This window comes from Streptomyces sp. NPDC032091, assembly GCF_055580265.1.
In genome coordinates, this window is sequence record NZ_JBVILR010000011.1 from 41,346 (window position 1) to 65,423 (window position 24,078).

At 74.1% G+C, this 24,078-nt stretch carries 20 protein-coding genes; 11 read left to right on the forward strand and 9 right to left on the reverse strand.

Annotated features, from left to right (window positions below; translation table 11 throughout):
- Positions 1-150 precede the first annotated feature (150 nt).
- Entirely contained in the window at positions 151-1,008 is an 858-nt protein-coding gene (locus ACZ5NJ_RS19310) for a glutamate ABC transporter substrate-binding protein (RefSeq protein WP_468766237.1), read from the reverse strand.
- Positions 1,009-1,106: 98 nt separating this feature from the next.
- On the reverse strand, positions 1,107-1,892 hold the full coding sequence (locus ACZ5NJ_RS19315; RefSeq protein ID WP_468766238.1) for an amino acid ABC transporter ATP-binding protein: 786 nt from the start codon (positions 1,890-1,892) through the stop codon (positions 1,107-1,109).
- 290 nt (positions 1,893-2,182) lie between these two features.
- On the opposite strand from ACZ5NJ_RS19315, the gene ACZ5NJ_RS19320 reads away from it, so the two are divergent.
- Both ACZ5NJ_RS19320 and ACZ5NJ_RS19325 read left to right on the forward strand, forming a co-directional pair.
- The gene (locus ACZ5NJ_RS19320) at positions 2,183-2,905 is read left to right on the forward strand and encodes a response regulator transcription factor (RefSeq protein WP_468766239.1); all 723 of its coding nucleotides are present in this window, start codon (positions 2,183-2,185) and stop codon (positions 2,903-2,905) included.
- A gap of 12 nt (positions 2,906-2,917) precedes the next feature.
- Positions 2,918-4,330 carry a sensor histidine kinase gene (locus ACZ5NJ_RS19325; RefSeq protein WP_468766240.1) on the forward strand — a complete coding sequence of 471 codons (1,413 nt, stop codon included), beginning with the start codon at positions 2,918-2,920 and terminating at the stop codon, positions 4,328-4,330.
- 4 nt (positions 4,331-4,334) lie between these two features.
- On the opposite strand, the gene ACZ5NJ_RS19330 is transcribed toward ACZ5NJ_RS19325, so the two are convergent.
- A complete protein-coding gene (locus ACZ5NJ_RS19330; RefSeq protein WP_468766241.1) occupies positions 4,335-6,452 on the reverse strand; it encodes an endo-beta-N-acetylglucosaminidase in 2,118 nt (705 codons plus the stop codon).
- 99 nt (positions 6,453-6,551) lie between these two features.
- A complete protein-coding gene (locus ACZ5NJ_RS19335) occupies positions 6,552-7,802 on the reverse strand; it encodes a glycoside hydrolase 5 family protein (protein WP_468766242.1) in 1,251 nt (416 codons plus the stop codon).
- A gap of 532 nt (positions 7,803-8,334) precedes the next feature.
- On the opposite strand from ACZ5NJ_RS19335, the gene ACZ5NJ_RS19340 reads away from it, so the two are divergent.
- Positions 8,335-9,258, forward strand: coding sequence for an ROK family protein (locus ACZ5NJ_RS19340; protein ID WP_468766373.1), 924 nt, complete (start codon positions 8,335-8,337; stop codon positions 9,256-9,258).
- Here the strand turns inward: ACZ5NJ_RS19340 and ACZ5NJ_RS19345 are convergent.
- Complete coding sequence (locus ACZ5NJ_RS19345; RefSeq protein WP_468766243.1) at positions 9,248-10,243, reverse strand: TAXI family TRAP transporter solute-binding subunit; 996 nt, start codon at positions 10,241-10,243, stop codon at positions 9,248-9,250. The genes ACZ5NJ_RS19340 and ACZ5NJ_RS19345 overlap by 11 nt on opposite strands.
- 82 nt (positions 10,244-10,325) lie before the next feature.
- Positions 10,326-11,267 (reverse strand): LysR family transcriptional regulator, encoded by a 942-nt coding sequence (locus ACZ5NJ_RS19350; RefSeq protein WP_468766244.1) that lies wholly within the window; start codon positions 11,265-11,267, stop codon positions 10,326-10,328.
- A gap of 94 nt (positions 11,268-11,361) precedes the next feature.
- Here ACZ5NJ_RS19350 and miaB point away from each other — a divergent pair, with 94 nt between their 5' ends.
- A complete protein-coding gene (miaB, locus tag ACZ5NJ_RS19355; RefSeq protein WP_468766245.1) occupies positions 11,362-12,882 on the forward strand; it encodes a tRNA (N6-isopentenyl adenosine(37)-C2)-methylthiotransferase MiaB in 1,521 nt (506 codons plus the stop codon).
- A 93-nt stretch (positions 12,883-12,975) separates the two neighbouring features.
- A complete protein-coding gene (locus ACZ5NJ_RS19360) occupies positions 12,976-13,683 on the forward strand; it encodes a class III extradiol dioxygenase subunit B-like domain-containing protein (protein ID WP_468766246.1) in 708 nt (235 codons plus the stop codon).
- A gap of 101 nt (positions 13,684-13,784) precedes the next feature.
- Here the strand turns inward: ACZ5NJ_RS19360 and ACZ5NJ_RS19365 are convergent, their stop codons facing one another.
- Both ACZ5NJ_RS19365 and ACZ5NJ_RS19370 read right to left on the reverse strand, forming a co-directional pair.
- Positions 13,785-14,030, reverse strand: coding sequence for an antitoxin (locus ACZ5NJ_RS19365; RefSeq protein ID WP_358892010.1), 246 nt, complete (start codon positions 14,028-14,030; stop codon positions 13,785-13,787).
- Between the two features lie 48 nt (positions 14,031-14,078).
- Entirely contained in the window at positions 14,079-14,273 is a 195-nt protein-coding gene (locus ACZ5NJ_RS19370) for a gliding motility protein (protein ID WP_468766247.1), read from the reverse strand.
- A 227-nt stretch (positions 14,274-14,500) separates the two neighbouring features.
- Between ACZ5NJ_RS19370 and miaA the strand changes: the two genes are divergently transcribed.
- The 6 genes from miaA to hflX all read left to right on the forward strand — a co-directional run bounded on the left by miaA (position 14,501) and on the right by hflX (position 22,565).
- Positions 14,501-15,439, forward strand: a complete 939-nt coding sequence (miaA, locus tag ACZ5NJ_RS19375) for a tRNA (adenosine(37)-N6)-dimethylallyltransferase MiaA (protein WP_468766248.1) — start codon at positions 14,501-14,503, stop codon at positions 15,437-15,439.
- 112 nt (positions 15,440-15,551) lie between these two features.
- The gene (locus ACZ5NJ_RS19380) at positions 15,552-16,109 is read left to right on the forward strand and encodes a hypothetical protein (RefSeq protein ID WP_468766374.1); all 558 of its coding nucleotides are present in this window, start codon (positions 15,552-15,554) and stop codon (positions 16,107-16,109) included.
- An 85-nt stretch (positions 16,110-16,194) separates the two neighbouring features.
- Positions 16,195-17,070 (forward strand): diaminopimelate epimerase, encoded by an 876-nt coding sequence (dapF, locus tag ACZ5NJ_RS19385; RefSeq protein WP_468766249.1) that lies wholly within the window; start codon positions 16,195-16,197, stop codon positions 17,068-17,070.
- A gap of 140 nt (positions 17,071-17,210) precedes the next feature.
- Positions 17,211-19,277, forward strand: a complete 2,067-nt coding sequence (locus tag ACZ5NJ_RS19390) for a RelA/SpoT family protein (protein ID WP_468766250.1) — start codon at positions 17,211-17,213, stop codon at positions 19,275-19,277.
- Between the two features lie 106 nt (positions 19,278-19,383).
- Positions 19,384-20,898, forward strand: a complete 1,515-nt coding sequence (locus ACZ5NJ_RS19395; RefSeq protein ID WP_468766251.1) for a M1 family metallopeptidase — start codon at positions 19,384-19,386, stop codon at positions 20,896-20,898.
- A gap of 161 nt (positions 20,899-21,059) precedes the next feature.
- Complete coding sequence (gene hflX, locus ACZ5NJ_RS19400) at positions 21,060-22,565, forward strand: GTPase HflX (RefSeq protein WP_468766252.1); 1,506 nt, start codon at positions 21,060-21,062, stop codon at positions 22,563-22,565.
- Positions 22,566-22,643: 78 nt separating this feature from the next.
- Here hflX and ACZ5NJ_RS19405 read toward each other — a convergent pair whose 3' ends face one another.
- Positions 22,644-23,831: a trypsin-like serine peptidase gene (locus tag ACZ5NJ_RS19405; RefSeq protein ID WP_468766253.1), complete on the reverse strand. Its 1,188-nt coding sequence runs from the start codon at positions 23,829-23,831 to the stop codon at positions 22,644-22,646.
- Between the last annotated feature and the right edge of the window lie 247 nt (positions 23,832-24,078).

The following is a 24,078-nucleotide window of genomic DNA, read 5'->3' on the forward strand; positions in this document are numbered from 1 at the left end:
TCCTCCTGATCCAGGTCCAACGACGCCTGTCCCAGTCCCACGAACACCCCATCCCACCCCCCCCCCCCCCCCCCCCCCCCCCCCTCCCCCCCCTTCCCCCCCCCCCCCCCCCCCCCGCCCCCCCCCCCCCCCCCCCACCCCACCGGGAAATCAGCTGCCTTCGGTGATCTGCGGGGCAGGCTCGTTCTTGTAGTTGGCCGGGCCGAGGTTCTTCTTCACGGCCGCCTCCCAGCTGCCGTCCGTGACCATCTTCTTGAGCGCGGCGTTGATCTTGGTCTGGAGGTCCTTGTCGCCCTTCTTCAGACCGATGCCGTAGTTCTCGTTGCTCATCTTGAGACCGACAAGCTTGAACTTGCCCTTGTTCTTCTCCTGCGCGGCGTAGCCGGCGAGGATCGAGTCGTCCGTGGTGAGCGCGTCGACGGCCTTGTTCTCCAGACCCGTCAGGCACTCGGAGTATCCCGGGAACTCCTGGAGGTCGGCGTCCTTGGCCAGGTCCTTCTTGATGTTCTGCGCCGAGGTGGAGCCCGTGACGGAGCAGAGCTTCTTCTTGTTGAGGTCCTCGACCTTGGTGATCGAGTTGTCGTCGGCGCGGACCAGCAGGTCCTGGTGGGCCAGGAAGTACGGGCCCGCGAAGTCGACCTTCGCCTTGCGCTTGTCGTTGATCGAGTACGTCGCGGCGATGAACTTCACATCGCCGTTGGAGATCAGGTTCTCGCGCTCGGCGCTGACGGCCTGCTTCCACTCGATCTGGTCCGGCTGGTAGCCGAGCTCCTTGGCGACGTAGGTCGCCACGTCGACGTCGAAGCCCTCGAACTTGCCGTCGGGGGTCTTCAGGCCCATGCCCGGCTGGTCGAACTTGATGCCGATGACGATCTTGTCCGACTTGGTGCCGCCGGAAGCGCCCGCGTCGCTCGCGCCGTCCTTCTTGTCGCCGCCGCCACAGGCGGTCGCCGTCAGGGCGAGGACGAGGGCCGTGGCCACTGCCGCGCCGGCCTTGAGAACCTTCATGGTGAACTTCCCTCGGGTGAGACGTTGTTGAACGACGAGCTGGACACGTCGTGTGCGACGGCGTGTGCCGTCGACCGGATCACTACCAGACGCGGGCGTCAGTGGTGCAGGATCTTGGACAGGAAGTCCTTGGCGCGGTCGCTCTTCGGGTTGCTGAAGAACTGCTCGGGGGTGGCCTGTTCGACGATCTTCCCGTCGGCCATGAAGACGACCCGGTTGGCCGCCGAGCGGGCGAAGCCCATCTCGTGCGTGACGACCACCATCGTCATCCCCTCGGCGGCGAGCTGCTGCATGACCTCCAGCACCTCGTTGATCATCTCCGGGTCGAGGGCCGAGGTCGGCTCGTCGAAGAGCATGACCTTCGGGTCCATCGCCAGCGCCCGGGCGATCGCCACGCGCTGCTGCTGGCCACCGGACAGCTGGGCGGGGTACTTGTCGGCCTGTGAGCCGACGCCGACCCGGTCCAGCAGCGACTTCGCCTTCTCCAGCGCCGTCGCCTGGTCCTTCTTGCGGACCTTCAGCTGACCCAGCATCACGTTCTGCAGCACCGTTTTGTGCGCGAACAGGTTGAACGACTGGAAGACCATGCCCACGTCGGCGCGGAGCCGGGCCAGTTCCCTGCCCTCCGACGGCAGTTCCTTGCCGTCGAGGGTGATGCTCCCCGAGTCGATGGTCTCCAGCCGGTTGATGGTCCGGCACAGCGTCGACTTGCCCGATCCCGAAGGACCGATCACCACGACGACCTCGCCGCGGGCGATGCTCAGATCGATGTCCTGAAGCACGTGCAGCGCGCCGAAGTGCTTGTTGACGTTGCTCAGTACGACCAGGCCGTCCGCGGCGCCCGCCGCGTCCTGCGCGTCCTTGGCCACTGATACTCCGCTCATCGGCTTCTTGCTCCGTCCTCCGTCGGTTGGCAGGACAGTAGTGACGCGGCGCGCACAGCGTCATCACATCTGAGCGAGAATTGAGGATAACGATAAGGCCTCGCACCGATACGCTCCGTGCGCTGCGCCCCTGGGTGCACGATGTACGCGTACCGGGTGCATAACGGAAGACTCGCCGGGCCGGAACCCTCTTGACGTGGGACTCTCCATCGGCGTGGATGCATGGTGGCCTCCACGTGGCGGCCGTCCGGACGGAAGACGAAGAGCGAGAGAAGGAGAGGGGGACGACCATGAGACTGCTGCTCGTCGAGGACGACGACCACGTCGCCGCCGCCCTGTCCGCGATCCTCGCCCGGCACGGCTTCCAGGTCACCCACGCCCGCAACGGCGAGGAGGCCCTCCAGGCCCTGCTGCCCGCAGGGGCCCAGCCCCCCTCCTCCCCCTACGGGGTGATCCTGCTGGACCTCGGCCTGCCCGACCAGGACGGTTACGAGGTCTGCGGCAAGATCCGCAAGCGCACCAGCACCCCCGTCATCATGGTGACCGCCCGCGGCGACGTCCGCTCCCGCATCCACGGCCTGAACATGGGCGCCGACGACTACGTGGTCAAGCCGTACGACACCGGCGAACTCCTCGCCCGCATCCACGCCGTCGCCCGCCGCACCGGCACCTCCGACGACACCACCGGCACCGGTGGCCCGCCCGGCGACCCCGGAGTCGTCCGGCTCGGGCCCGTCGCCGTCGAGCTGCCCACCCGCCGCGTCACCGTCAACGGCACCGACGTCCCCCTCACCCGCAAGGAGTTCGACCTCCTGGCCCTGCTCGCGCAGCGCCCCGGCGTGGTCTTCCGCCGCGAGCAGATCATCAGCGAGGTCTGGCGCACCAGCTGGGAGGGGACCGGCCGCACCCTTGAGGTCCACGTCGCCTCCCTGCGCTCCAAGCTCGGCATGCCCGCCCTCATCGAGACCGTCCGCGGGGTGGGCTACCGGCTCGTCACCCCGGCCGCGCCCTAGCGGGCCCCCGCCGTGCGCGCCCGCCTGCTCCCGCTCCTCGTCGTCCTGATGGCGGGCGTGCTGCTCGCCCTCGGGTTCCCGCTCGCCGTCAGCCTCGCCGCCGCCCAGCAGCAGAAGGTGGTGGTCGACCGGATCGACGACAGCGCCCGCTTCGCCGCCCTCGCCCAGTTCGTCATCGACGCCGAGGGCTCCGGCGCCACCGGCGCCGACGAGCGGCGCGACACCCTCCAGCTGGAACTCGCCCGCTACCACGAGCTGTACGGCATCCGCGTCGGCATCTTCTACCGCGACGACAACGCCATGGTCCGCGCCCCCGGCTGGTGGCAGCTGCCCGACTCCGGCGAGGCCCGGCGCTCCTTCGAGGAGGCCCTCGCCGGACGCCGCAGCCACGACCCCGGACAGGTCTGGCCCTGGCAGGTCGACGGCAAACTGCTCGTCGTCTCCCCGGTCGTCCTCGACGGCGACGTCGTCGCCGTCGTCGCCACCGAATCACCCACCGACCAGATGCGCGCCCGGATCCTGCACGGCTGGCTGCTCATCGTCGCCGGGCTCGCCGCCGCCATGCTGGCCGCCTTCGGCGCCGCGCTGCGCCTGACCGGCTGGGTGCTCAAGCCGGTCCGGACCCTGGACGCCGCCGCCCACGGCATCGCCACCGGACGCATGAACTCCCGCGTCGCGGCCGCGAGCGGTCCGCCGGAACTCAGACGCCTGGCCCGCTCGTTCAACGAGATGGCCGACAACGTCGAAGAGGTACTGGAGCAGCAGCGGGCGTTCGTCGCGGACGCCTCCCACCAGCTGCGCAACCCGCTCGCCGCGCTGCTCCTGCGGATCGAGCTCCTCGCCCTCGAACTCCCCGAGGGCAATGAGGAGATCGCCTCCGTGCGCACCGAGGGCAAACGCCTCGCCCAGGTCCTCGACGACCTCCTCGACCTGGCGCTCGCCGAGCACGCCACCGCCGAGATCAGCCTCACCGACATCGGCGCCCTCGCCACCGAGCGGGTGGCCTCCTGGCGCCCGTACGCCGAGGAGAAGGGCGTACGGCTCACCGAGACGGGCCGCTCCGCCGTCACCGGCTGGGCCGACCCCATCGCCCTGTCCAGCGCCCTCGACGCCGTCATCGACAACGCCCTGAAGTTCACCCCGGCCGGCGAGGAGGTCGAGGTGTCGGTCTCCGCGGAAGGCTCCAGCGCCCTCGTCGTCGTCGCCGACCGCGGGCCCGGCCTGACCGAGGAGGAGCTGCTGCGGGTCGGCGACCGCTTCTGGCGCAGCGGCCGCCACCAGAACGTCAAGGGCTCCGGGCTGGGCCTGTCGATCTCCCGCGCCCTGCTCGCCACCGGCGGCGGCACCCTCTCCTACGCCAAGAACCCGCCGCACGGGCTGCGCGTGACCGTGGCCGTGCCGCGCACCGACCCGGGCGGCGACTGAACCCTCACCACGGGAAACCGGCGCGGGCCGGGACGGAGACCGCGTACGTCTCGTCCACCGCCCGCAGCTCGAAGGCGGCCGCCCGCTCCCGGCCGGCGGGCGCCAGGCGGGGCAGGTACAGGGCCGTTCCGCAGGTGCCGGCCAGGAAGCGGCCGGTGCCGTCCGGCAGGCGCCGGTACAGCTCGTAGTGCCGGACCGACCCGGGCGCCCGGCGCCAGGACAGCCGGAGCTCGGCCTCCGCGCCCCGGCGGGCCGAGGCGTCGACCCGCAGGTGCGAGGGCGGGGACGGGTGCCGGGCGGCGGTGGTGTCGCGCACCGACAGGGCTCCGAGCCGCCAGGACACCGGGGACTTCCCGCGCGCGGTGATCCGTACGGCAAGGGCGTACGCGGTCTCCCCGGCCAGCGCCGCGAGGGGGACCCGGGAGGGCCGCCAGCGTGCGCCGGCCGTCCCGGCCCGCAGCCAGGTGTACGGGACCGCTCCGCCCGGGGCGGCCGGCTCGCGCAGGGCCACCCCGAGCTCGACGTCCACCGGGTCCGGGCCGCCCCTGTGGACCAGCTCCGCGACCGTGGAAGCGGTCAGCGGCAGCCGCACGGCGTGCAGGCCGACGGCGGCGGGGGCGGTAAGGGAGCCCGCCACGAGCAGGCTGGAGCCGCCGCGCCACGCGTCGGCGAAGTCCAGGGACACCTCCGGGCGCGGCCCCTCGCCGTCCACCACCCAGCGGCGGCCCGGGAGCCGGTCCTGGAGCCCGAGGTGGTTCCAGGGCTCCTGCGAGACGACGCGGCCGCCCTCGTACCAGCGCAGCCCGTGCCCGGTGTTGAACGAGCAGGCGAACGGGAGCCCGCCGACGGTGGACCGGTCGGCGACGGCCATGGCCGGCGCCCGCCAGACGGCGCCGGGCGCGGGCCGGGCCGGGTCCAGGGACTCGCCCGTCCAGAACCGGTCGTCGGCACGGTGGAAGGCGCCGGGGGAGCGGTCGGTGAGGTGGTTGCGGGTCCACTCGGGCCGGTAGAACCCGAGGCTGACCACATGGTCGCGCCCGCGCGGCACGATCGCGTCCCACCGGACCTCGGCGTCCCAGCCCCGGGACTCCACGTCCACGGCCGCCCACAGCTCGTGCCGGGAGCGGCCGAGGCGCTCGGCCAGGGCTCCCGAGGAGGCCAGCGACCCGGGCGTCCAGCGGAAGTCCACGAACATCGTGTCCGCGACCGGGCCCGTCCGGTCCTCGAAGAACTCCTGGTTGAGCGGGTCGAGCGCACCCCGCCAGCCCACCGCGCCGGTGCTGTTCATGGCGTCGTACCAGGTGATGCGCAGCCCGTGCGGCTCCCCGGCGGCCCGCAGGGCGCGCAGGAACCCCCGCATCAGGGTGGCGAGCGCGCCGTCCCCGCCGTCCGTCTCGGCGTTGACGAACCAGCCGTCGAAGCCGTACGCCCGCGCCACCTCGGCCAGCCGCTCCGCGACGGGATGGCGGCCGTCGGGGTCGCGCCGGACCAGGTCCCGGGTCCAGCGCAGGTCGCCGCCGTAGGCGACGGGCGGCAGGAAGACGGTGCCCAGGACCGGGACCCCGTTGCGGTGGGCGGCGTCGACCACGGGCGCGTTCGGCGCCAGGACCAGGCCCTCTCCGGCCGAACCGCCCCAGAAGACCAGCTCGTCGAGGTACGCCCAGTGCGTCGGGGCGTAGAAGTCGGCGGTCGCCGAGCCCTGGGAGGGGTTCGCCGCCGTGGGCCCGAAGGAGACGAGCGCGGCGATCCGTGCCTGGCCCGCGCGGGCGTCCGCGTTCGCCGGGACCGGAGTGAACCGCGGGGCCAGAGGGACGCTCGCGGTGTTGTGCGCCAGGTCCGGGTCCCCCTGCGGGGTCCAATCCCTGAGGGAGCGCCAGACGATCCCCGGGCCGGGCGCGCCGTCGGGGAGGGAGCCGGGGAACCAGTACGAGGCGTACGGGGCCAGGGTGCCGGGCTCCGGAGCGGGGGCGGCCTGCGCGGGGGCGGCGCCCGGCAGCAGGACGGCGGACGCCCCGGCGGCGGCTCCCAGCGCCAGGACCGTGCGGCGGGACGGCGGTACGGGGACGGCGGTACGGGCCCAGGGGTCGGGGCCGTCTCCGGGCACGGGCACGGGCTCGGGCATCGGGGCTCCTCGGGGCTCGGGCGGCAGGGGGCTGGGCCGGGGCGACGGTTCAGGGCAGGGCAGGGCAAGGCGGGGCGGGCGGGAGTTTGACGACAGGCCCTAGCGGACGTCCTCGACGCGGAGCACCTCCGTGATGCCGCGGGCCGACAGCCGGGCCGGGTCCGCCGCGTGCTCCGCCCGCACCACCGCCGGCCGGGCCCCCTTTCCCGCCAGCACCGCCCAGGCCTCGAAGAACACCCCGCCCGGCGCACACGCCGAGCGGGCCGCACCGGGGGCCAGGGCGAGCGCGGTGGACCGTACGGCCGGGCGGTGCTCCCGTCCCCGCCAGGCCGCGGCGATCCGGGCGACGGCGGCCCCGGCCGGCTTGGCGCGGCGGTCGTTGGCGAGCAGGCCCAGCCCGTACTCCAGCTCCGGGAAGTCCGCCAGGTCCCGGGACACGTCGTGCGAGCACCACCAGGTCACCCCCCACAGGCCGGGGCAGTCCAGCGCCGCCGCCAGGGTGGCCTCGGTGAACTCCGCGGCGTGCTCCGGCGGGACCAGCGGCGCCGGGGCCCCGACCTCCTGGAGCCACACCGGGCGGTCCGGGTCCTCGGCCCAGGCCTTGGACAGCTCGATCAGGTACGCGGCGTGCTGCTCGGTGGCCACCCCGGCGCGGCCGTGGCGCTGCGCGGTGCCGTCGAACACCCAGGAGTGCACGGCGGTGGCCGCGCCCAGCCGGGCCGCCTGCGCGGGGGTGAAGGGGTGCCCGTCGCGGTACCAGACGGCGTCGTACTCGGCGTGCAGGTGGAACCGGCCCGGTGCGCCCTTCTCGCAGGCGGCCAGCATCCGCTCCAGCCAGCGCCCCGCCTGGGCGGCGGTGATCCGGTCGGGTTGGGGGTGGGGCGCGTCGGAGAACTGGTTGACCTCGTTGCCGACGGTCATGCCGAGGAAGTTCGGCCGGTCGGCGAGGGCCGCCGCCAGGGTGCGCAGGTACTCCTCCTGCGCGGCGACCACGTCCGGATCGGTGAAGAGGCCGCGCCGGTGCCAGGTGGTGGTCCAGGCGGGCAGGAAGTCGAAGCTGGACAGGTGCCCCTGGAGGCCGTCCACGTGCACGTCGAGTCCGCGCTCGGCGGCCGCGTCGGCGAGCTCCACGAGCTGTGCGACGGCGCGCGGCCGGATCAGGGTCCGGTTCGGCTGGAACAGCGGCCAGAGCGGGAAGACCCGTACGTGGTCCAGGCCGAGCGCGGCGACCGAGTCGAGGTCGGCCCGGACCTCGTCGAGGTCGAAGTCCAGCCAGTGGTGGAACCAGCCCCGGGCCGGGGTGTAGTTCGCGCCGAAGCGCAGGGTGCGGGGGCGGGCGGCGCGGTCCATGAGGGGTCCCGGAGTTCAGGGGGATTCGCCGGACGCCCACAACCTGCCGGGCCGGTCCGCGTCACGTCAACGGGGCCTGCGGCGGCCGGCGTCCGGATCCCGGCGGCGCGGAACCCGTGCGCTTCGGCCGTTTCGCGGGGCGGGCGGCGGGCCGGGGTCCCGGCCGGAGCCTGTGCGGTCCGGTACGGGCGCGCGTAGCGGCCCCGGCGGGCGAACGGGCAGGCCGGTTCCGGCCGTGCGCCGGACGGGTGCGGCCGGCGGCCGCCGCGGACGACCGGGGCCGGATCGCGCGGGTTCCCTCCGGACAACACACCTGGGGCCGTGCCCGCGGGCCCGCCGTCCGGGACACCGCCGGTTCGGCGAGCCGGCCGGAACCCCGCGGGAGTACGGGCCCGCCACCGGTCGCATACTGGGAAAACCGACCCCTTTGCAGGAGTTCAGGAGCGCCCCCGTGACCACCCCCGCCTCAGCCCTCCCCACCCCGCGCCCGGCCGCGGCGGCCGCTGCCGAGGCCGAGGCCACCGGCCCGGCCGTGGCGATCGACATCGGGGGCACGAAGATCGCCGGGGCGCTGGTCCACCCCGACGGGACGATGACCGCTGCCAACCGCCGCCCGACCCCGCGCGGGACGGACCCGGAGGCGGTCATGGCGGCGGTGACCGAAGTGATCGCCGAACTGTCCGCGGACCCGCTGTGGGAGCGGGCCGTCCGCTGCGGCATCGGCAGCGCCGGCCCCGTCGACACCTCCCGGGGCACGGTCAGCCCGGTCAACATCGGGGCCTGGCGCGGTTTCCCCGTCCGGGAGCGGGTCGCCGCCGAACTGGGCGCGCGGGGCGCCCGCATCCCGGTCGTCCTGGCCGGCGACGGGGTGGCCATGACCGCCGCGGAGCACTGGCTCGGCGCCGCCCGGGGGCACGCGAACGCCCTGTGCATGGTCGTCTCCACCGGGGTCGGCGGCGGGCTGATCCTGGACAACCGGCTCCACGCGGGCCCCACCGGCAACGCCGGCCACATCGGTCACATCAGCGTGGCCTTCGACGGCGACCCCTGTGTCTGCGGCGGCCGCGGCTGCGTCGAGTCCCTCGCCTCCGGCACCGCCATCGCCCGCTGGGCCCTCGCCCAGGGCTGGACCGGCCCCGACCCGACGGCGGCGGGCGTCGCCGCCTCCGCCGCCGCGGGCGACCCGGTCGCGCGGGCCGCCTTCGACCGGGCCGGGCGCGCCCTGGCCGCCGCCATCGCGGCCACCGCCACCCTGGTCGAGACCGACATCGCGGTGATCGGCGGCGGGGTCGCCGCCAGCGGGGAGACCCTCTTCGGGCCGGTCCGGCGGCACCTGGCCTCGTACGCCGCGCTGTCCTTCGTCCGGGACCTCCGGGTCGTCCCCGCCGCCCTCGGCACCCATGCCGGGCTCATCGGCGCCGCGGCCGCCGCGATGATGCTGGCGCCTACGGCTTGACGGAGCGGTAGTACCGCCGGGCGCCCTCGTGCAGGTCCAGCGGATCGGTGTAGATCGCCGTGCGCAGGTCCACCAGCTGCGCCGCGTGCACCTCGTGCCCGATCCGGTCCCGGCTGAGGATCACCGTCCGGGTGAACTGCTCCGTCAGCCGGGCGTCCGTGCCCTCCTTGGTGACCAGCAGGTTCGGCACGGCCAGCGTGGCCACCGACGAGGTGTTGCGGGCCCGCGCGTAGGCGTCCTGCGGCATCACCGCAGCCCGGTAGTACCGCGCCGGGCTGCCGCTGGCCTGGAGCTGCTCCACCAGGTCGCCCAGCTGCACCAGCCGGATGTCGAAGCGCTCCGACAGCTCGCGCACCGCGTTCGTCGGCAGGCCGCCCGACCAGAAGAAGGCGTCGATCCGCCCCGCCTGCAGCTCCTCCGGCATGGTGTCGATGCCGATGGCGACGGGGGTGATGTCGTGGGCGGGGTCCAGTTTGGCCGCCCGCAGCAGCCGGTCCGAGACCAGCCGCACCCCGGAGCCTTCCTGGCCCACCGCGACCCGCTTGCCCCGCAGGTCGCGGGCCGACTGCACCGGCGAACCGGCGGGCACGACCAGCTGGACGTAGTCGTCGTAGAGCCGCGCGCAGCCGCGCAGCTGCTCCGCGCCCGGCTTGCCGTCGGCGCGGTACTTGGCGACCGCGTCCGCCGTCGCGATGGTGAAGTCGGCCTCGCCGGAGGCCACCCGCTGGAGGTTCTGCTGCGAGCCCTCACTGGTCTCCAGCCGGACCTTGACCCCGGGCATGTCCTGCGCGAGGGCCTGCTCCAGCAGCTGCCCGTAGCGGTGGTAGACGCCCGTACGGACGCCCGTGCTGAAGGTGAGCCGCCCCGTGAGCGCGGGCTCCCCGAAGGGCCGCAGCCACCACAGCAGCACCCCGAGCACGGCCAGCACGGCGACCAGCCCCACGAGCAGGCGGCGCGGGCGGACACGGGGTGGTACGAGGGGCATGCCCGCGATCCTCCCACCCGCCCGCCCGTCCTGTCACGGCCCGCCCGGCCCCGCTGCCTCCGCCCCCGGTCCCCCGGAGGGATCAGGAGCGGGCGGCCGCTGCGCCGGACCCCGGTTCCGGCGGGAGGGCCGAGCGGAGCCGGGCCAGCAGAGCGCGGGCCGCCGGGCCGGAGGGGCCGTCCGTGCGCCAGGCGAGGGCCACCCGGCCGCTCAGCTCCGGCCCGGTGATCCGCAGCGCCCGCAGCCCCGGGCCCGCCTGCGCGTGCGCCCCGTCCGGGACCACCGCCACCCCAAGCCCCCGGGCCGCCAGCCGGGCCAGTACCGCCGGCGCGGCCGCCTCGAACTCCACCCGGGGCGTGAAGCCGGCCTCGGCGCAGGCCCGCTCCAGCACCCCGCGCACCCCGGTACCGCGCGGCAGGCCGATCAGCGGCCTCCCCCGCAGCGCGGCCAGCGCGACGGCCCCGTCCACGGCCTCCCCGACGAGGGGGTCGTCGGCCCGTACCGCCGCCACCAGCGGCTCGTCGAGCAGGAGCCGCACCTCGATCCCCGGCGGTGGCTCCCCGGCCAGCCCGACCACCGCCAGGTCGAGGCGCCCCTCCCGCAGCGCGGCCAGCATCCGCTCCGAGGTGTCCTCGGCCAGCGAGATCTCCACCCGCGGGTGTGCGTCGTGGAAGTCGCCGAGCAGCGCCACCAGGTCGAAGGAGTCCATCGCCGCCCCGGCCGCCCCCGTTATCAGCCCGAGCGCCACCCGGCCCCGCACCAGCCCGGCGAACTCGTCGGCCGTCCGCCGGATCCCCTCCACCGCCGCCAGCGCCGCCCGCGCGTGGACCAGTACCGCCTCGCCCGCCTCCGTGGGCGTCACCCGCCGCCCCGACCGGTCCAGGAGCCGCTGCCCCAGCTCCCGCTCCAGCTGCCCTATCTGCGCGCTCACCCCCGGCTGGGACACGTGCAGGCGCCCCGCGGCCCGGGTGAAACCGCCCTCCTCCACGACCGCCACGAAGTACCTCAGCTGCGCCAGTTCCATGGGCGGGATGCTAGATCGCAGGGGAACGCCCCGCTCCGGGCCCCGTGCCGTACGGGGGGACGGGGGGCTCCCCGGCACCGCCTACCCTTGTTGCATGACCAGCAGCAGCGACCGGAGCCCGGCAGTGGTGGACCCCAAGGGAACCTACGAGGTACGCACCTACGGGTGCCAGATGAACGTGCACGACTCCGAGCGACTCTCCGGTCTGCTGGAGGACGCCGGCTACGTCCGGGCCCCCGAGGGCTCCGACGGCGACGCCGACGTGGTCGTCTTCAACACCTGCGCGGTGCGCGAGAACGCCGACAACAAGCTCTACGGCAACCTCGGCCGGCTCGCCCCGATGAAGACCAGGCGCCCCGGCATGCAGATCGCCGTCGGCGGCTGCCTCGCCCAGAAGGACCGCGACACCATCGTCAAGAAGGCCCCCTGGGTCGACGTGGTCTTCGGCACGCACAACATCGGCAAGCTGCCCGTCCTCCTGGAGCGCGCCCGCGTCCAGGAGGAGGCCCAGATCGAGATCGCCGAGTCGCTGGAGGCCTTCCCCTCCACCCTGCCGACCCGCCGCGAGTCCGCCTACGCCGCCTGGGTCTCCATCTCCGTCGGCTGCAACAACACCTGCACCTTCTGCATCGTCCCGGCGCTGCGCGGCAAGGAGGAGGACCGCCGTCCCGGCGACATCCTCGCCGAGGTGGAGGCCCTGGTCGCCGAGGGCGTCTCGGAGATCACCCTGCTCGGCCAGAACGTCAACGCCTACGGCTCCGACCTCGGCGACCGCGAGGCCTTCAGCAAGCTGCTGCGCGCCTGCGGGCAGATCGAGGGCCTGGAGCGGGTCCGCTTCACCTCCCCGCACCCCAAGGACTTCACCGACGACGTCATCGCCGCCATGGCCGAGACCCCGAACGTGATGCCCCAGCTCCACATGCCGCTCCAGTCGGGCTCCGACCCCGTCCTGCGGGCGATGCGCCGGTCCTACCGGCAGGAGCGTTTCCTCGGGATCATCGAGAAGGTCCGCGCCGCCATCCCGCACGCCGCGATCTCCACCGACATCATCGTGGGCTTCCCCGGCGAGACCGAGGAGGACTTCCAGCAGACGATGCACGTGGTCCGCGAGGCCCGCTTCGCCAGCGCCTTCACCTTCCAGTACTCCAAGCGCCCCGGCACCCCGGCCGCCGAGATGGACGGGCAGATCCCCAAGGAGGTCGTCCAGGACCGCTACATGCGCCTGGTCGCCCTTCAGGAGGAGATCTCCTGGGAGGAGAACAAGAAGCAGGTCGGCCGCACCCTGGAGGTCATGGTCGCCGAGGGCGAGGGCCGCAAGGACGGCGCCACCGCCCGCCTGTCCGGCCGCGCCCCCGACAACCGCCTGGTCCACTTCACCAAGCCGGACGAGGAGGTCCGCCCGGGCGACGTGGTGACCGTGGAGATCACCTACGCGGCCCCGCACCACCTGCTGGCCGAGGGCCCCACCACCGCCGTGCGCCGCACCCGCGCCGGCGACGCCTGGGAGAAGCGCAACGCCGCGCCGGCCCAGCCCCAGGGCGTCATGCTCGGCATCCCGACGCTCGGCGTCCCGGCGCCGCTGCCGGCGGCCACCTCGGGCTGCGCGATCGACTGACCCGGGACCCTTCCCGGCACCGGCGCGGTGGCCCACGGGCCGCCGCGCCGGCGCGTCTGGCCCGATCGCGGCGCACCGCCTAGGCTGCGGATCATGCTCGTAGCCGCCGCCGTCTGCCCCGCCCCGCCGCTCCTCGTGCCGGAGGTCGCCGCGGGCGCCGCCGCCGAGCTCGACGAGGCCCGTACCGCCTGCTCCGACGCGCTCGCCGTGCTGGCCGCCTCCCGGCCCGACGTGCTGGTCGTGGTCGGCTCCGCCGACGCCGACCAGCAGGGCCCGTACCCGCAGGGCTCCCGGGGCGGCTTCCACGGCTTCGGCGTCGACGCCGAGGTCCGGCTCGGGGAAGGTGAGGAGGGGCCGCGCCCGCTGCCCGCCTCCCTCGCCGTCGGCGCCTGGCTGCTGGGCCGCGCCCGGTGGGGCGCCGCCCCCGTGGAGGGGCTCGCCGTCGCCGGGTCGCTGGAGTCCGCGCGCTGCCTGGAGACCGGCAGGGAACTCGCCGCCGCCGGCGAGCGGGTCGCGCTGCTGGTCATGGGCGACGGCAGCGCCTGCCGCACGCTGAAGGCCCCGGGCTACCTGGACGACCGCGCCACCGCCTTCGACGCCGCCGCCGGCCGCGCCCTGGGCTCCGCCGACACCGGCGCCCTGGCAGCGCTCGACCCCGTACTCGCCGCCGAGCTCCAGGCGGCCGGGCGGGCGCCCTGGCAGGTCCTGGCGGGCGCCGCCGAGGGAGCGGAGCTCGGCGGGCGGCTGCTGTACGAGGACGCCCCGTACGGGGTCGGCTACTTTGTCGCCGCCTGGTCCTGACGACCGCGTACGCCGGCCCGTGCGGGCATACGGCGAAGGGGCGCGGGACCATCCGGTCCCACGCCCCTTGATCCCGCCGGCGCCCCGCGGGGCGCCCCGCCTCAGGAAGCCGCCGGCGGCGTCGGCCCGCCGGGGGCGTCCTTGTGCGCGACCTTGCCCAAGGCGTCCTTCGCCTTGTCCGTGCCGGTCGTGATCCGGTCGCTGTACTTGCCATGGGTCTTGGAGTCCACGACCTTGGCGACCTTGTCCAGGCCCTCGCCGATCCTGCCCTCGTGCTTCTGCGCGAGGTCGCCGACCTTGTCCTTGGCCGGAGCGAGCTTGGCCTTGAGATTGTCGAGCAGGCCCATGGGTCACCTTCCTGGGGTCCCCCCGGACCGGGCCCGGGGGAGCGGTGGCTACGTACGGGCGCTCTCGCCGGTCTCGCTGTCCGCGGCGGCCTCCGCCGACTGCTGCTTCGGGATCTCCACGGCGGCCTCCGCCGCGGGAGCTCCGGCCGCAGCCGCCTCGGCCTCCCCGGCCCCGTCGGCCGGCTCGGTCTCCGCGGCCGGCGTCTCCGCCGGAGCGGCCTCGGCCGCGACCTGCTCGGTCACGGCCTCGTCCTTACGGCGAAAAATCCGGTCAAAAACGCCCATGTCTACTCCCATAACGTTACTCGTGCGGGTGAAGTTCCGCTGCGGCCGGACCGGCCTCCACCAGATGCGCGCCAGGCGCACGCCGGGCCGGAACCTCTTCAGGGCAACGACCCCGCCCCCACCCCGTCACCTCACCCGATCGGGTACATGACGGTGTCTTGACCGGGGGCTGCGAGACTGTTCCGGTGAGGAATGCAGCCCCCGCCCCGCGGGTCATCGCCGTCGTCGGTCCCACCGCGGCCGGAAAGTCCGACCTGGGCGTCGCCCTGGCCCGCCACTTCGACGGCGAGGTCGTCAACGCCGACTCCATGCAGCTCTACCGGGGGATGGACATCGGCACCGCCAAGCTGACGATGGACGAGCGCGGCGGCGTCCCCCACCACCTCCTCGACATCTGGGACGTCACCGAGACCGCCAGCGTCGCCGAGTACCAGCGCCTCGCCCGCGCCGAGATCGACAAGCTCCTCGCCCAGGGCCGCACCCCCGTCCTCGTCGGTGGGTCCGGCCTCTACGTCCGCGGGGCCCTCGACGCCATGGAGTTCCCCGGCACCGACCCCGAGGTGCGCGCCCGGCTGGAGGAGGAGGCCGCGCTGCGCGGCCCCGGCGCCCTGCACGCCCGCCTCGCCGCCGCCGACCCGGCCGCGGCCGCGGCGATCCTGCCCAGCAACTCCCGGCGCATCGTCCGGGCGCTCGAAGTGATCGAGATCACCGGCAAGCCCTTCACCGCCAACCTGCCCGGCCACGAGTCGGTCTACGACACCGTCCAGATCGGCGTCGACGTGGCCCGCCCCGAGCTCGACGAGCGCATCGCCAGGCGCGTCGACCGCATGTGGGAGGCCGGACTGGTCGACGAGGTCCGCGCCCTGGAGGCGCGGGGCCTGCGCGAGGGCATCACCGCCTCCCGCGCCCTGGGCTACCAGCAGGTACTCGCCGCCCTCGCCGGTGAGTGCACCGAGGACGAGGCCCGGGCCGAGACCGTGCGGGCCACCAAGCGCTTCGCCCGCCGCCAGGACTCCTGGTTCCGCCGCGACCCGCGCGTCCACTGGCTCAGCGGAGCCGCCGCCGACCGCGGGGAACTGCCCCGACTCGCGCAGTCGTTGGTCGAACGAGCGGTCACAGCCTGATCACGTGATGGCATCGGGAAGCCCCGAGCGCCCGTCGCGGGCCCGGGACCGTGCCATCATCAAACTTCTGAACAGTGGCGTGCGGAGTCCGAAGTGGGGAGGGCGCGTGGCTATGGAGGCCGGCCCTCGACGAGACACCGGGCGGGACGACACCGGGCGGGCGGCGGAGCAGCCCCTGCCCGCCGTCCCCGCGCCGGCCGGCGGGCCCGCGGGCCCCGGCGTGCCGGGAGCCCCGGACGGCCCCGACGGGCTCGGCCTGCCCGCCGACCCCGCACGGCTGACCACCGACGGCCCCGACGCCCCCGAGACCGGCGGCGAGGCCGCCGACGGTCCGGCCGTCGAGGTCGAGCTGCGCCCCCAGCGCAGGCTGCGCATCTGGCAGATCGCCCCCATCGTGATGCTCGCCGCCGCCGGCTCCCTGATGTTCGCCTTCCCGCTCGCCTTCGAGTTCGGCGACGGCGGCGCCGTCGTCGCCATGCTCGGCTTCCTCATCAGCTCCTGCGCGGGCGGCTGGGGCATGATGGCCGCCCGCCGCGTCGGCTACTCCTGGCCCGGGCTCCCGCCCCGGGGCAGCGGCCGGCGCCCCGACTGGCGGATCGCCGCGCTGTACGCGCTGGTCGCGCTGGTCGTCGTCGCGCTGGCCGTCTACCGGGTGGCCCGCCTGCGCTGACCGGCGCCGACACCGCGCTGACCGCGCCCTGACCGCATGCCGAACCCACCGGCCGGGGCGGTGCCCCGCTCGGTACCATGGGCTCGTGACGCACACCACCCTCCCCTTCCTCAAGGGCCACGGGACCGAGAACGACTTCGTGATCGTCCCCGACCCGGACAACGCCGTCGACCTGCCGCCCGCCGCCGTCGCCGCCCTGTGCGACCGCCGGGCCGGCATCGGCGCGGACGGTGTGCTGCACGTGGTGCGCTCCGCCGCCCACCCCGAGGCCGCGCACCTGGCCGACGAGGCCGAGTGGTTCATGGACTACCGCAACAGCGACGGCTCCGTCGCCGAGATGTGCGGCAACGGCGTGCGCGTCTTCGCCCGCTACCTCCACCACGCCGGACACGTCGAGCCCGGCGACTTCGCGGTCGCCACCCGCGGCGGCGTCAAGCAGGTCCACCTCGCCAAGACCGGCGACGTCACCGTCTCCATGGGCCACGCCCGGCTCCCCGAGGGCGAGGTCACCGTCTCCGTCGGCGAGCGCTCCTGGCCCGCGCGGAACGTGAACATGGGCAACCCGCACGCCGTCGCGTTCGTCGAGAGCCTCGACCACGCCGGCGACCTGTACAGCCCCCCGCCGTTCAGCCCGGCCTCCGCCTACCCCACCGGGGTCAACGTCGAGTTCGTCGTCGACCGCGGTCCGCGGCACGTCGCCATGCGCGTCCACGAGCGCGGCTCCGGCGAGACCCGCTCCTGCGGCACCGGCGCCTGCGCCGTCGCCGTGGCCGCCATCCGGCGCGACGGCGCCGACCCCGCCGTCACCGGTGAGCCCGTCTCGTACACGGTCGACCTGCCCGGCGGTACCCTCGTCATCACCGAACACCCCGACGGTCGCATCGACATGACCGGACCGGCCGTCATCGTGGCCTCCGGCGAGTTCGACGCGGACTGGCTCACCGAAACGGCCTTCGCCTGAAGATTCCCTCTCATGGGTGATCCGTTTCACGCTGAGCGAGAGGCGGACTGCGCCACGTGGTGGGGTCGGTAATATCAGGCACCGGCCCTGAGGGCTCACCCCATGCCCACCACCGCCGGTCGAAGCCGCCGGAGGTGCCCATGAGTGCAGAGGCCACGAACCCCGAAGCACACGCAGAAGTGCGTCCTGAGCTGCGCAGACGTGGCCGGACGCGGCTCGACCTGCGCCGCCTGGGCCGAGCCGCCCTGCTCGGGCCCGCGTCCCGGGACCGCCTCCCGGACGCCATCGGACACGTAGCAGAAGCGCACCGCGCCCACCACCCGGACGCCGACCTGTCCGTCCTGCGCCGTGCGTACCTCCTCGCGGAGTCCTCGCACCGCGGCCAGATGCGCAAGAGCGGTGAGCCGTACATCACACACCCGCTCGCCGTCACCCTCATCCTGGCCGAACTCGGCGCCGAGACCACCACCCTGACGGCGTCCCTGCTGCACGACACCGTCGAGGACACCGAGGTGACCCTCGATCAGGTCCGCGCCGAGTTCGGCGACGAGGTGGCCTTCATCGTCGACGGGGTCACCAAGGTCGAGAAGATCGACTACGGCGCCGCCGCCGAACCCGAGACCTTCCGCAAGATGCTCGTCGCCACCGGCAACGACGTCCGCGTCATGTCCATCAAACTCGCCGACCGGCTGCACAACATGCGCACCCTCGGCGTGATGCGCCCCGAGAAACAGGCCCGCATCGCCAAGGTCACCCGCGACGTCCTCATCCCGCTCGCCGAACGCCTCGGCGTCCAGGCCCTCAAGACCGAGCTGGAAGACCTCGTCTTCGCGATCCTGCACCCCGAGGAGTACGAGCGCACCCGCGCGCTCATCGCCTCCCACGCCGGGGCGGACGACCCGCTCCTGGCCATCGCCGAGTCCGTGCGCACCGTCCTGCGCGAGGCCGGCATCGCCGCCGAGGTGCTCGTCCGCCCCCGGCACTTCGTCTCCGTCCACCGCATCTCCCGCACCCGCGGCGAGCTGCGCGGCCCGGACTTCGGACGCATCCTCGTCCTCGTCGGCGAGAACGCCGACTGCTACGCCGTCCTCGGCGAACTCCACACCTGCTTCACCCCGGTCATCTCGGAGTTCAAGGACTTCATCGCCGTCCCCAAGTTCAACCTCTACCAGTCCCTGCACACCGCCGTCGCCGTCCCCGAGGGCTACGTCGCCGAAGTCATCGTCCGCACCCGGCAGATGCACCGCGTCGCCGAGGCCGGAGTGGTCGCCCTCGGCAACCCGTACGCCACCGGCGAGGGCGCCGACTGCGAGGGCGTCGACCCCACCCGGCCCGGCTGGCTCTCCCGGCTCCTCGACTGGCAGCAGTCCGCGCCCGACCCCGACACCTTCTGGACCGGCCTGCGCGCCGAACTCGCCCAGGACCGCGAGATCACCGTCTACCGCGCCGACGGCGGCACCCTCGCCCTGCCCGCCGGGGCCAGCTGTATCGACGCCGCCTACGCCCAGCACGGCGAGGCGGCCCACGGCTGTATCGGCGCCCGCGTCAACGGGCGCCTCACCTCCCTCTCCGCCCCGCTCTCCGACGGGGACACCGTCCAGCTGCTGCTCGCCCAGGACGCCTCCTCCGGGCCCGCCGCCGACTGGCTGGAGCACGCCAGGACCCCGGCCGCCCGGATCGCCATCAGCGGCTGGCTCCAGGCCCACCCCGACGGGGCCGTACCCGCCACCGCCGCCCCCCGCGCCCCGCTGTCGGTGCCCGGGCTGCGCGGGGGCGGGGGCAACGCCGTCGCCGACCTCCCCGACGCCCACGTACGCCTCGCCGGCTGCTGCACCCCCGTACCGCCCGACGCGGTCGCCGGGTTCGTGGTCCGGGGCGGGGCCGTCACCGTCCACCGGGTGCACTGCCCGGCCGTCGCCCAGATGCGGTCCCTGGGCCGCACCTCCGTCGCCGTGCACTGGCGGGCCACCGCCGACTGCCGGGTCACCCTGCTCGCCGAATCGTTCGGCCGCCCCCACCTGCTGGCCGACCTGACCGAGGCCATCGCCCGCCAGGGGGTCGAGGTGGTGTCCGCCACCGTCGAGCCGCCCGTGGAACAGCGGGTCCGGCACAGTTACACCCTCCAGCTGCCCGACGCCTCCCTGCTCCCCGGGCTGATGCGGGCGATGCGGGACGTGCCCGGCGTGTACGACGTCGGCCGGGCCTGAGGGAGGGCCGGGGGGCCGGGGGGCCGGGGGCCGGGGGAGTCTCGTTCGGGTGGATGCGTCGCGCGTCGCGCGCGGGCCCGTCGCGGGCGCTGGTAAGCGGTGGTGGATGCAGCTCTCCTCCCCGCGCCTGCGCGCCGCCCTGCTCGCCGCGGCCTCCCTCACCCTCGTCGCCGCCGTGCTGCCCCCGCCGAAGCCGCTCGGCATCGGCGACCGGCTCTTCCCCGAGCTCGGCAACCCCGGGTACGACGTCCTCTCGTACGACCTCTCCCTCACCTACAAGGACAACCGCACCCCCCTCGACGCGGTGACCGCCATCGAAGCCCGGGCCCTGGCCCCGCTGGAGCGGATCAACCTGGACTTCACCCACGGGAAGGTGGCCTCCGCCCAGGTCAACGGCGAACCCGCGCGGTTCGAGAGCGCGGGGGAGGACCTCGTACTGACTCCCGCGCACCCCGTCGCCGCGAACACCCCGCTGCGGATCACGGTCCGGCACACCAGCGACCCGCGCGGCTCGTCCGACGGCGGCTGGGTCACCACCGAGGACGGCCTGGCCATGGCCAACCAGGCCGATGCCGGGCACCGGGTCTTCCCCTGCAACGACCACCCCGCCGACAAGGCGTACTTCACCTTCCGGGTCACCGTCCCCGACGGCTACACGGCCGTGGCCAACGGCCTGCCCGGCGCCCTCCCGGCCGCCCGCGCGGCGGGCGCCACCGAGTGGACCTACCGGACCCTGCACCCGATGGCCACCGAGCTCGCGCAGGTCTCCATCGGCCGCTCCGCCGTCCTGCACCGCACCGGACCCCACGGGCTCCCGCTGCGCGACGTGGTGCCGGCCGCCGACCGGGAGCGGCTGGAGCCCTGGCTGCGCAAGACCGCCGGGCACATCGAGTGGATGGAGCAGCGGGTCGGCCGCTACCCCTTCGAGAACTACGGGGTGTTGATCGCCCGCGCCCGCACCGGCTTCGAGCTGGAGACGCAGACCCTCTCCCTCTTCGAGAACGGGCTGTTCGCCGGGGAGGCCGCGGGCTACCCCGAGTGGTACGTCGAGGCGGTCATGGTCCACGAGCTCGCCCACCAGTGGTTCGGCGACAGCGTCACCCCGCGCACCTGGTCCGACCTGTGGCTCAACGAGGGGCACGCCACCTGGTACGAGGCCCTCTACGCGGACGGGCTCGGCAAGTACTCCCTGGACCGGCGCATGCGCGAGGCCTACCAGCGCTCCGACCAGTGGCGGGCGGCGGGCGGCCCCCCGGCGGCCCCCAAGGCGGCGGCCCCCGGGCAGAAGATCGGCCTGTTCCGGCCGGTGGTCTACGACGGGGCGGCGCTGATCCTCTACGCCCTGCGGGAGGAGATCGGCACCGAGGCCTTCGACCGGGTCGAGCGGCGGTGGGTGGCGGAGCACAAGGACGCCACCGCCGGCACCGAGGACTTCGTACGCCTGGCCTCGCAGGAGGCCGGACGCGACCTCACGGCCTTCCTGCGGCCCTGGCTGTACGGCGAGAAGACCCCGCCCATGCCCGGGCACCCCGACTGGAGCGCCCCGGCGAAGCCGAAGGCGGCCCCGAAGGCGGCCCCGAAGCCCGCGCCCGCTCGGAAAGCGGACGGAAAAACGGTATGACGGCCCGGGAACGGGCATGTCACCATCGACGAGGCCGACGACGGCGCGGTCCGGGGAATCTCCGGACGGGGTCCGACGTTGCACGTGACAGAGTCAGACACGCACGGCGGTACCTTTGGCCCTAGCCGGCGCGCACGCAACCGAATCGACGTAAGGATCCAATGACCTCCTCTTCATCCCCTTCCCAGGACCCGCGGGACGCGCAGGACGTGCACGAACCGCAGCGCTTCACCGAGAGCCTTCGGGCCGATGCCCTGATGGAAGAGGACGTCGCCTGGAGCCACGAGATCGACGGAGACCGGGACGGCGACCAGTTCGACCGCTCCGAGCGCGCGGCCCTGCGCCGCGTGGCCGGTCTCTCCACCGAGCTCGAGGACGTCACCGAGGTCGAGTACCGCCAGCTCCGCCTGGAGCGCGTGGTCCTCGTCGGTGTCTGGACCTCCGGCACGGTGGGTGACGCCGAGAACTCCCTCGCGGAGCTCGCGGCCCTCGCCGAGACGGCGGGCGCCCTCGTCCTCGACGGTGTCATCCAGCGCCGCGACAAGCCCGACCCGGCCACCTTCATCGGTTCCGGCAAGGCCCGCGAGCTGCGCGACATCGTGCTGGAGAGCGGCGCCGACACCGTCGTCTGCGACGGCGAGCTCAGCCCCGGCCAGCTCATCGCCCTGGAAGACGTCGTCAAGGTCAAGGTCGTCGACCGGACCGCCCTCATCCTGGACATCTTCGCCCAGCACGCCAAGTCCCGAGAGGGCAAGGCGCAGGTCGCCCTCGCGCAGATGCAGTACATGCTGCCGCGTCTGCGCGGCTGGGGTCAGTCGCTGTCCCGGCAGATGGGTGGCGGCGGCGGTGGCGGCATGGCCACCCGAGGCCCCGGTGAGACCAAGATCGAGACCGACCGGCGCCGCATCCGCGAGAAGATGGCGAAGATGCGCCGGGAGATCGCCGAGATGAAGACCGGCCGCGACATCAAGCGGCAGGAACGGCGCCGCAACAAGGTGCCCTCGGTCGCCATCGCCGGCTACACCAACGCCGGCAAGTCCTCCCTGCTCAACCGCCTCACGGGCGCGGGCGTCCTGGTGGAGAACGCCCTGTTCGCCACCCTCGACCCGACCGTGCGCCGCGCCGAAACCCCGTCCGGCCGGGTCTACACCCTGGCCGACACCGTGGGCTTCGTCCGGCACCTGCCCCACCACCTCGTCGAGGCCTTCCGCTCCACGATGGAGGAGGTCGGCGACTCCGACCTCATCCTGCACATCGTGGACGGCTCGCACCCGGCGCCCGAGGAGCAGCTGGCGGCGGTCCGCGAGGTCATCCGCGAGGTCGGCGCGGTGAACGTGCCCGAGATCGTGGTGATCAACAAGGCCGACGCCGCGGACCCGCTCGTCCTGCAGCGCCTGCTGCGCATCGAGCGGCACTCCATCGCCGTCTCGGCGCGCACCGGCCAGGGCATCGAGGAACTCCTCGCGCTCATCGACAGCGAGCTGCCCCGGCCCGCCGTCGAGGTGGAGGCCCTGGTGCCGTACACCCGCGGCGGCCTGATCGCCCGGGCGCACGCCGAGGGCGAGGTGATCTCCGAGGAGCACACCCCGGAGGGCACCCTGCTCAAGGCGCGGGTCCACCGGGAGCTCGCGGCGGAACTGGCGCCGTACGTTCCCGCCAAGCGGTAACGCCGTCCCGACACGACCGAGGGCCCTCCGCACACGCGGAGGGCCCTCAGTCGTCGCGCGCCCGCCGGGGGCGGGCGCTCAGCGCTTGAACTTGGCGCTCACCGCGTCGTAGATCCCCTTGGCCTCGGGCCCCAGCTTCGGGCCGGCCAGCCAGCCCGCCTTCGCCGGGCCGATCGAGGTGTTCGAGACCAGCGCCGGCTTGCCGTCGGCGCCCGTCGCGATCCAGCCGCCGCCGGAGGAACCGCCCGTCATCGTGCAGCCGATGCGGTACATCACCGGGTCCTCCTTGTGCAGCGCCAGGCGGCCCGGCTTGTCCGTGCACTGGAAGGCCTTCTGGCCGTCGAAGGGAGCGGCCGCCGGGTAGCCCGTCGCCGTCATGCCCGCGATCTTCGGGACGGCCGGGGCGTTGAACTCCACCGGGAGCGCCGTACCGACCGTCTCCTCCAGCGACTTGCCGCTGCCGCCCTTCTCCGGGGTCACGTGCAGCACCGCGAAGTCGTACGGCGCGCCCGCGCCGCCCGTCGGACCGCCGGTCGCGATCCACTGGTCGGACGTCTGCGCCCAGTCGCTCCACCACACGCCGTACGGGGCCACCTGCTCGCGCGGCGCGCCCTTGAGCTCGGCCGCCGGGCGGCCCGCATTGTTGTAGGACGGGACGAAGGCGATGTTGCGGTACCAGCCGCCGGCCTTGCCCGCGTGCACGCAGTGGCCCGCCGTCCAGACCAGGTTGGACTTGCCGGGGTGGGCGGGGTCCTTCACGACGGTCGCCGAGCACACCATCGAGCCCTCGGGGCCGTCGAAGAAGACCTTGCCGGAGGCCGGGACGGTGGAGTGGTACGGCGCGGCCACGCCCTTGGCCGTCACCGCGGCCGGGGTCGGGTCGGTGACGCCCTGGTCCTTGCCGGCGTCGGGGTCGACGGCCGGGGTCTGCGGCTGCTCCGCGTCACGCATCCGGTCCGGGTCCCAGAGGCCGTCGATGACGGGGTTGACGTAGTCGCCCGCCTCGCGGAGCCAGTCCTGCTTGTTCCAGTTCTTCCACGCGCCCCCCTTCCACTTCTCCAGGTCGAAGCCGTGCTGCTTGAGCTTGTCCTTGAGCTCTTGCGGGATCTTGATCGGGCCGTCCGCGGCGCCGCCGGACGGGAGGGGCGCTGCCACGGTCGGCTTGGCGTCGCCGCCGGCCTCCCCGTCGCCGGGTCCGCAGGCCGCGGCGGTCAGCGCGAGCGCGGCCGCGCAGAGGGCCGCGGTGACCGGTCGGTTCGGTCGCATGTCGTAAATCCCCCAGGTGCTTCGAGGTGTTGGGACGGTGTCGTCCGGAGTGCTTCGGTTCGCTTGCGCAGCACCCCACTATGCCGCCGCCGTTGAAGACGGCGGGCCCCGGGTCGGTGGTTCCGGCCTCCGCCGGCGGGCCGTGAAGGTCCGCTGAAGTTCCTTCAGGAAGCGTCCGGATCCAAGGATCTTCGGCCGACCCGTGATCCGCCGCCGTCGCCGTCGTTGGTACGTACGGGGGAACGGT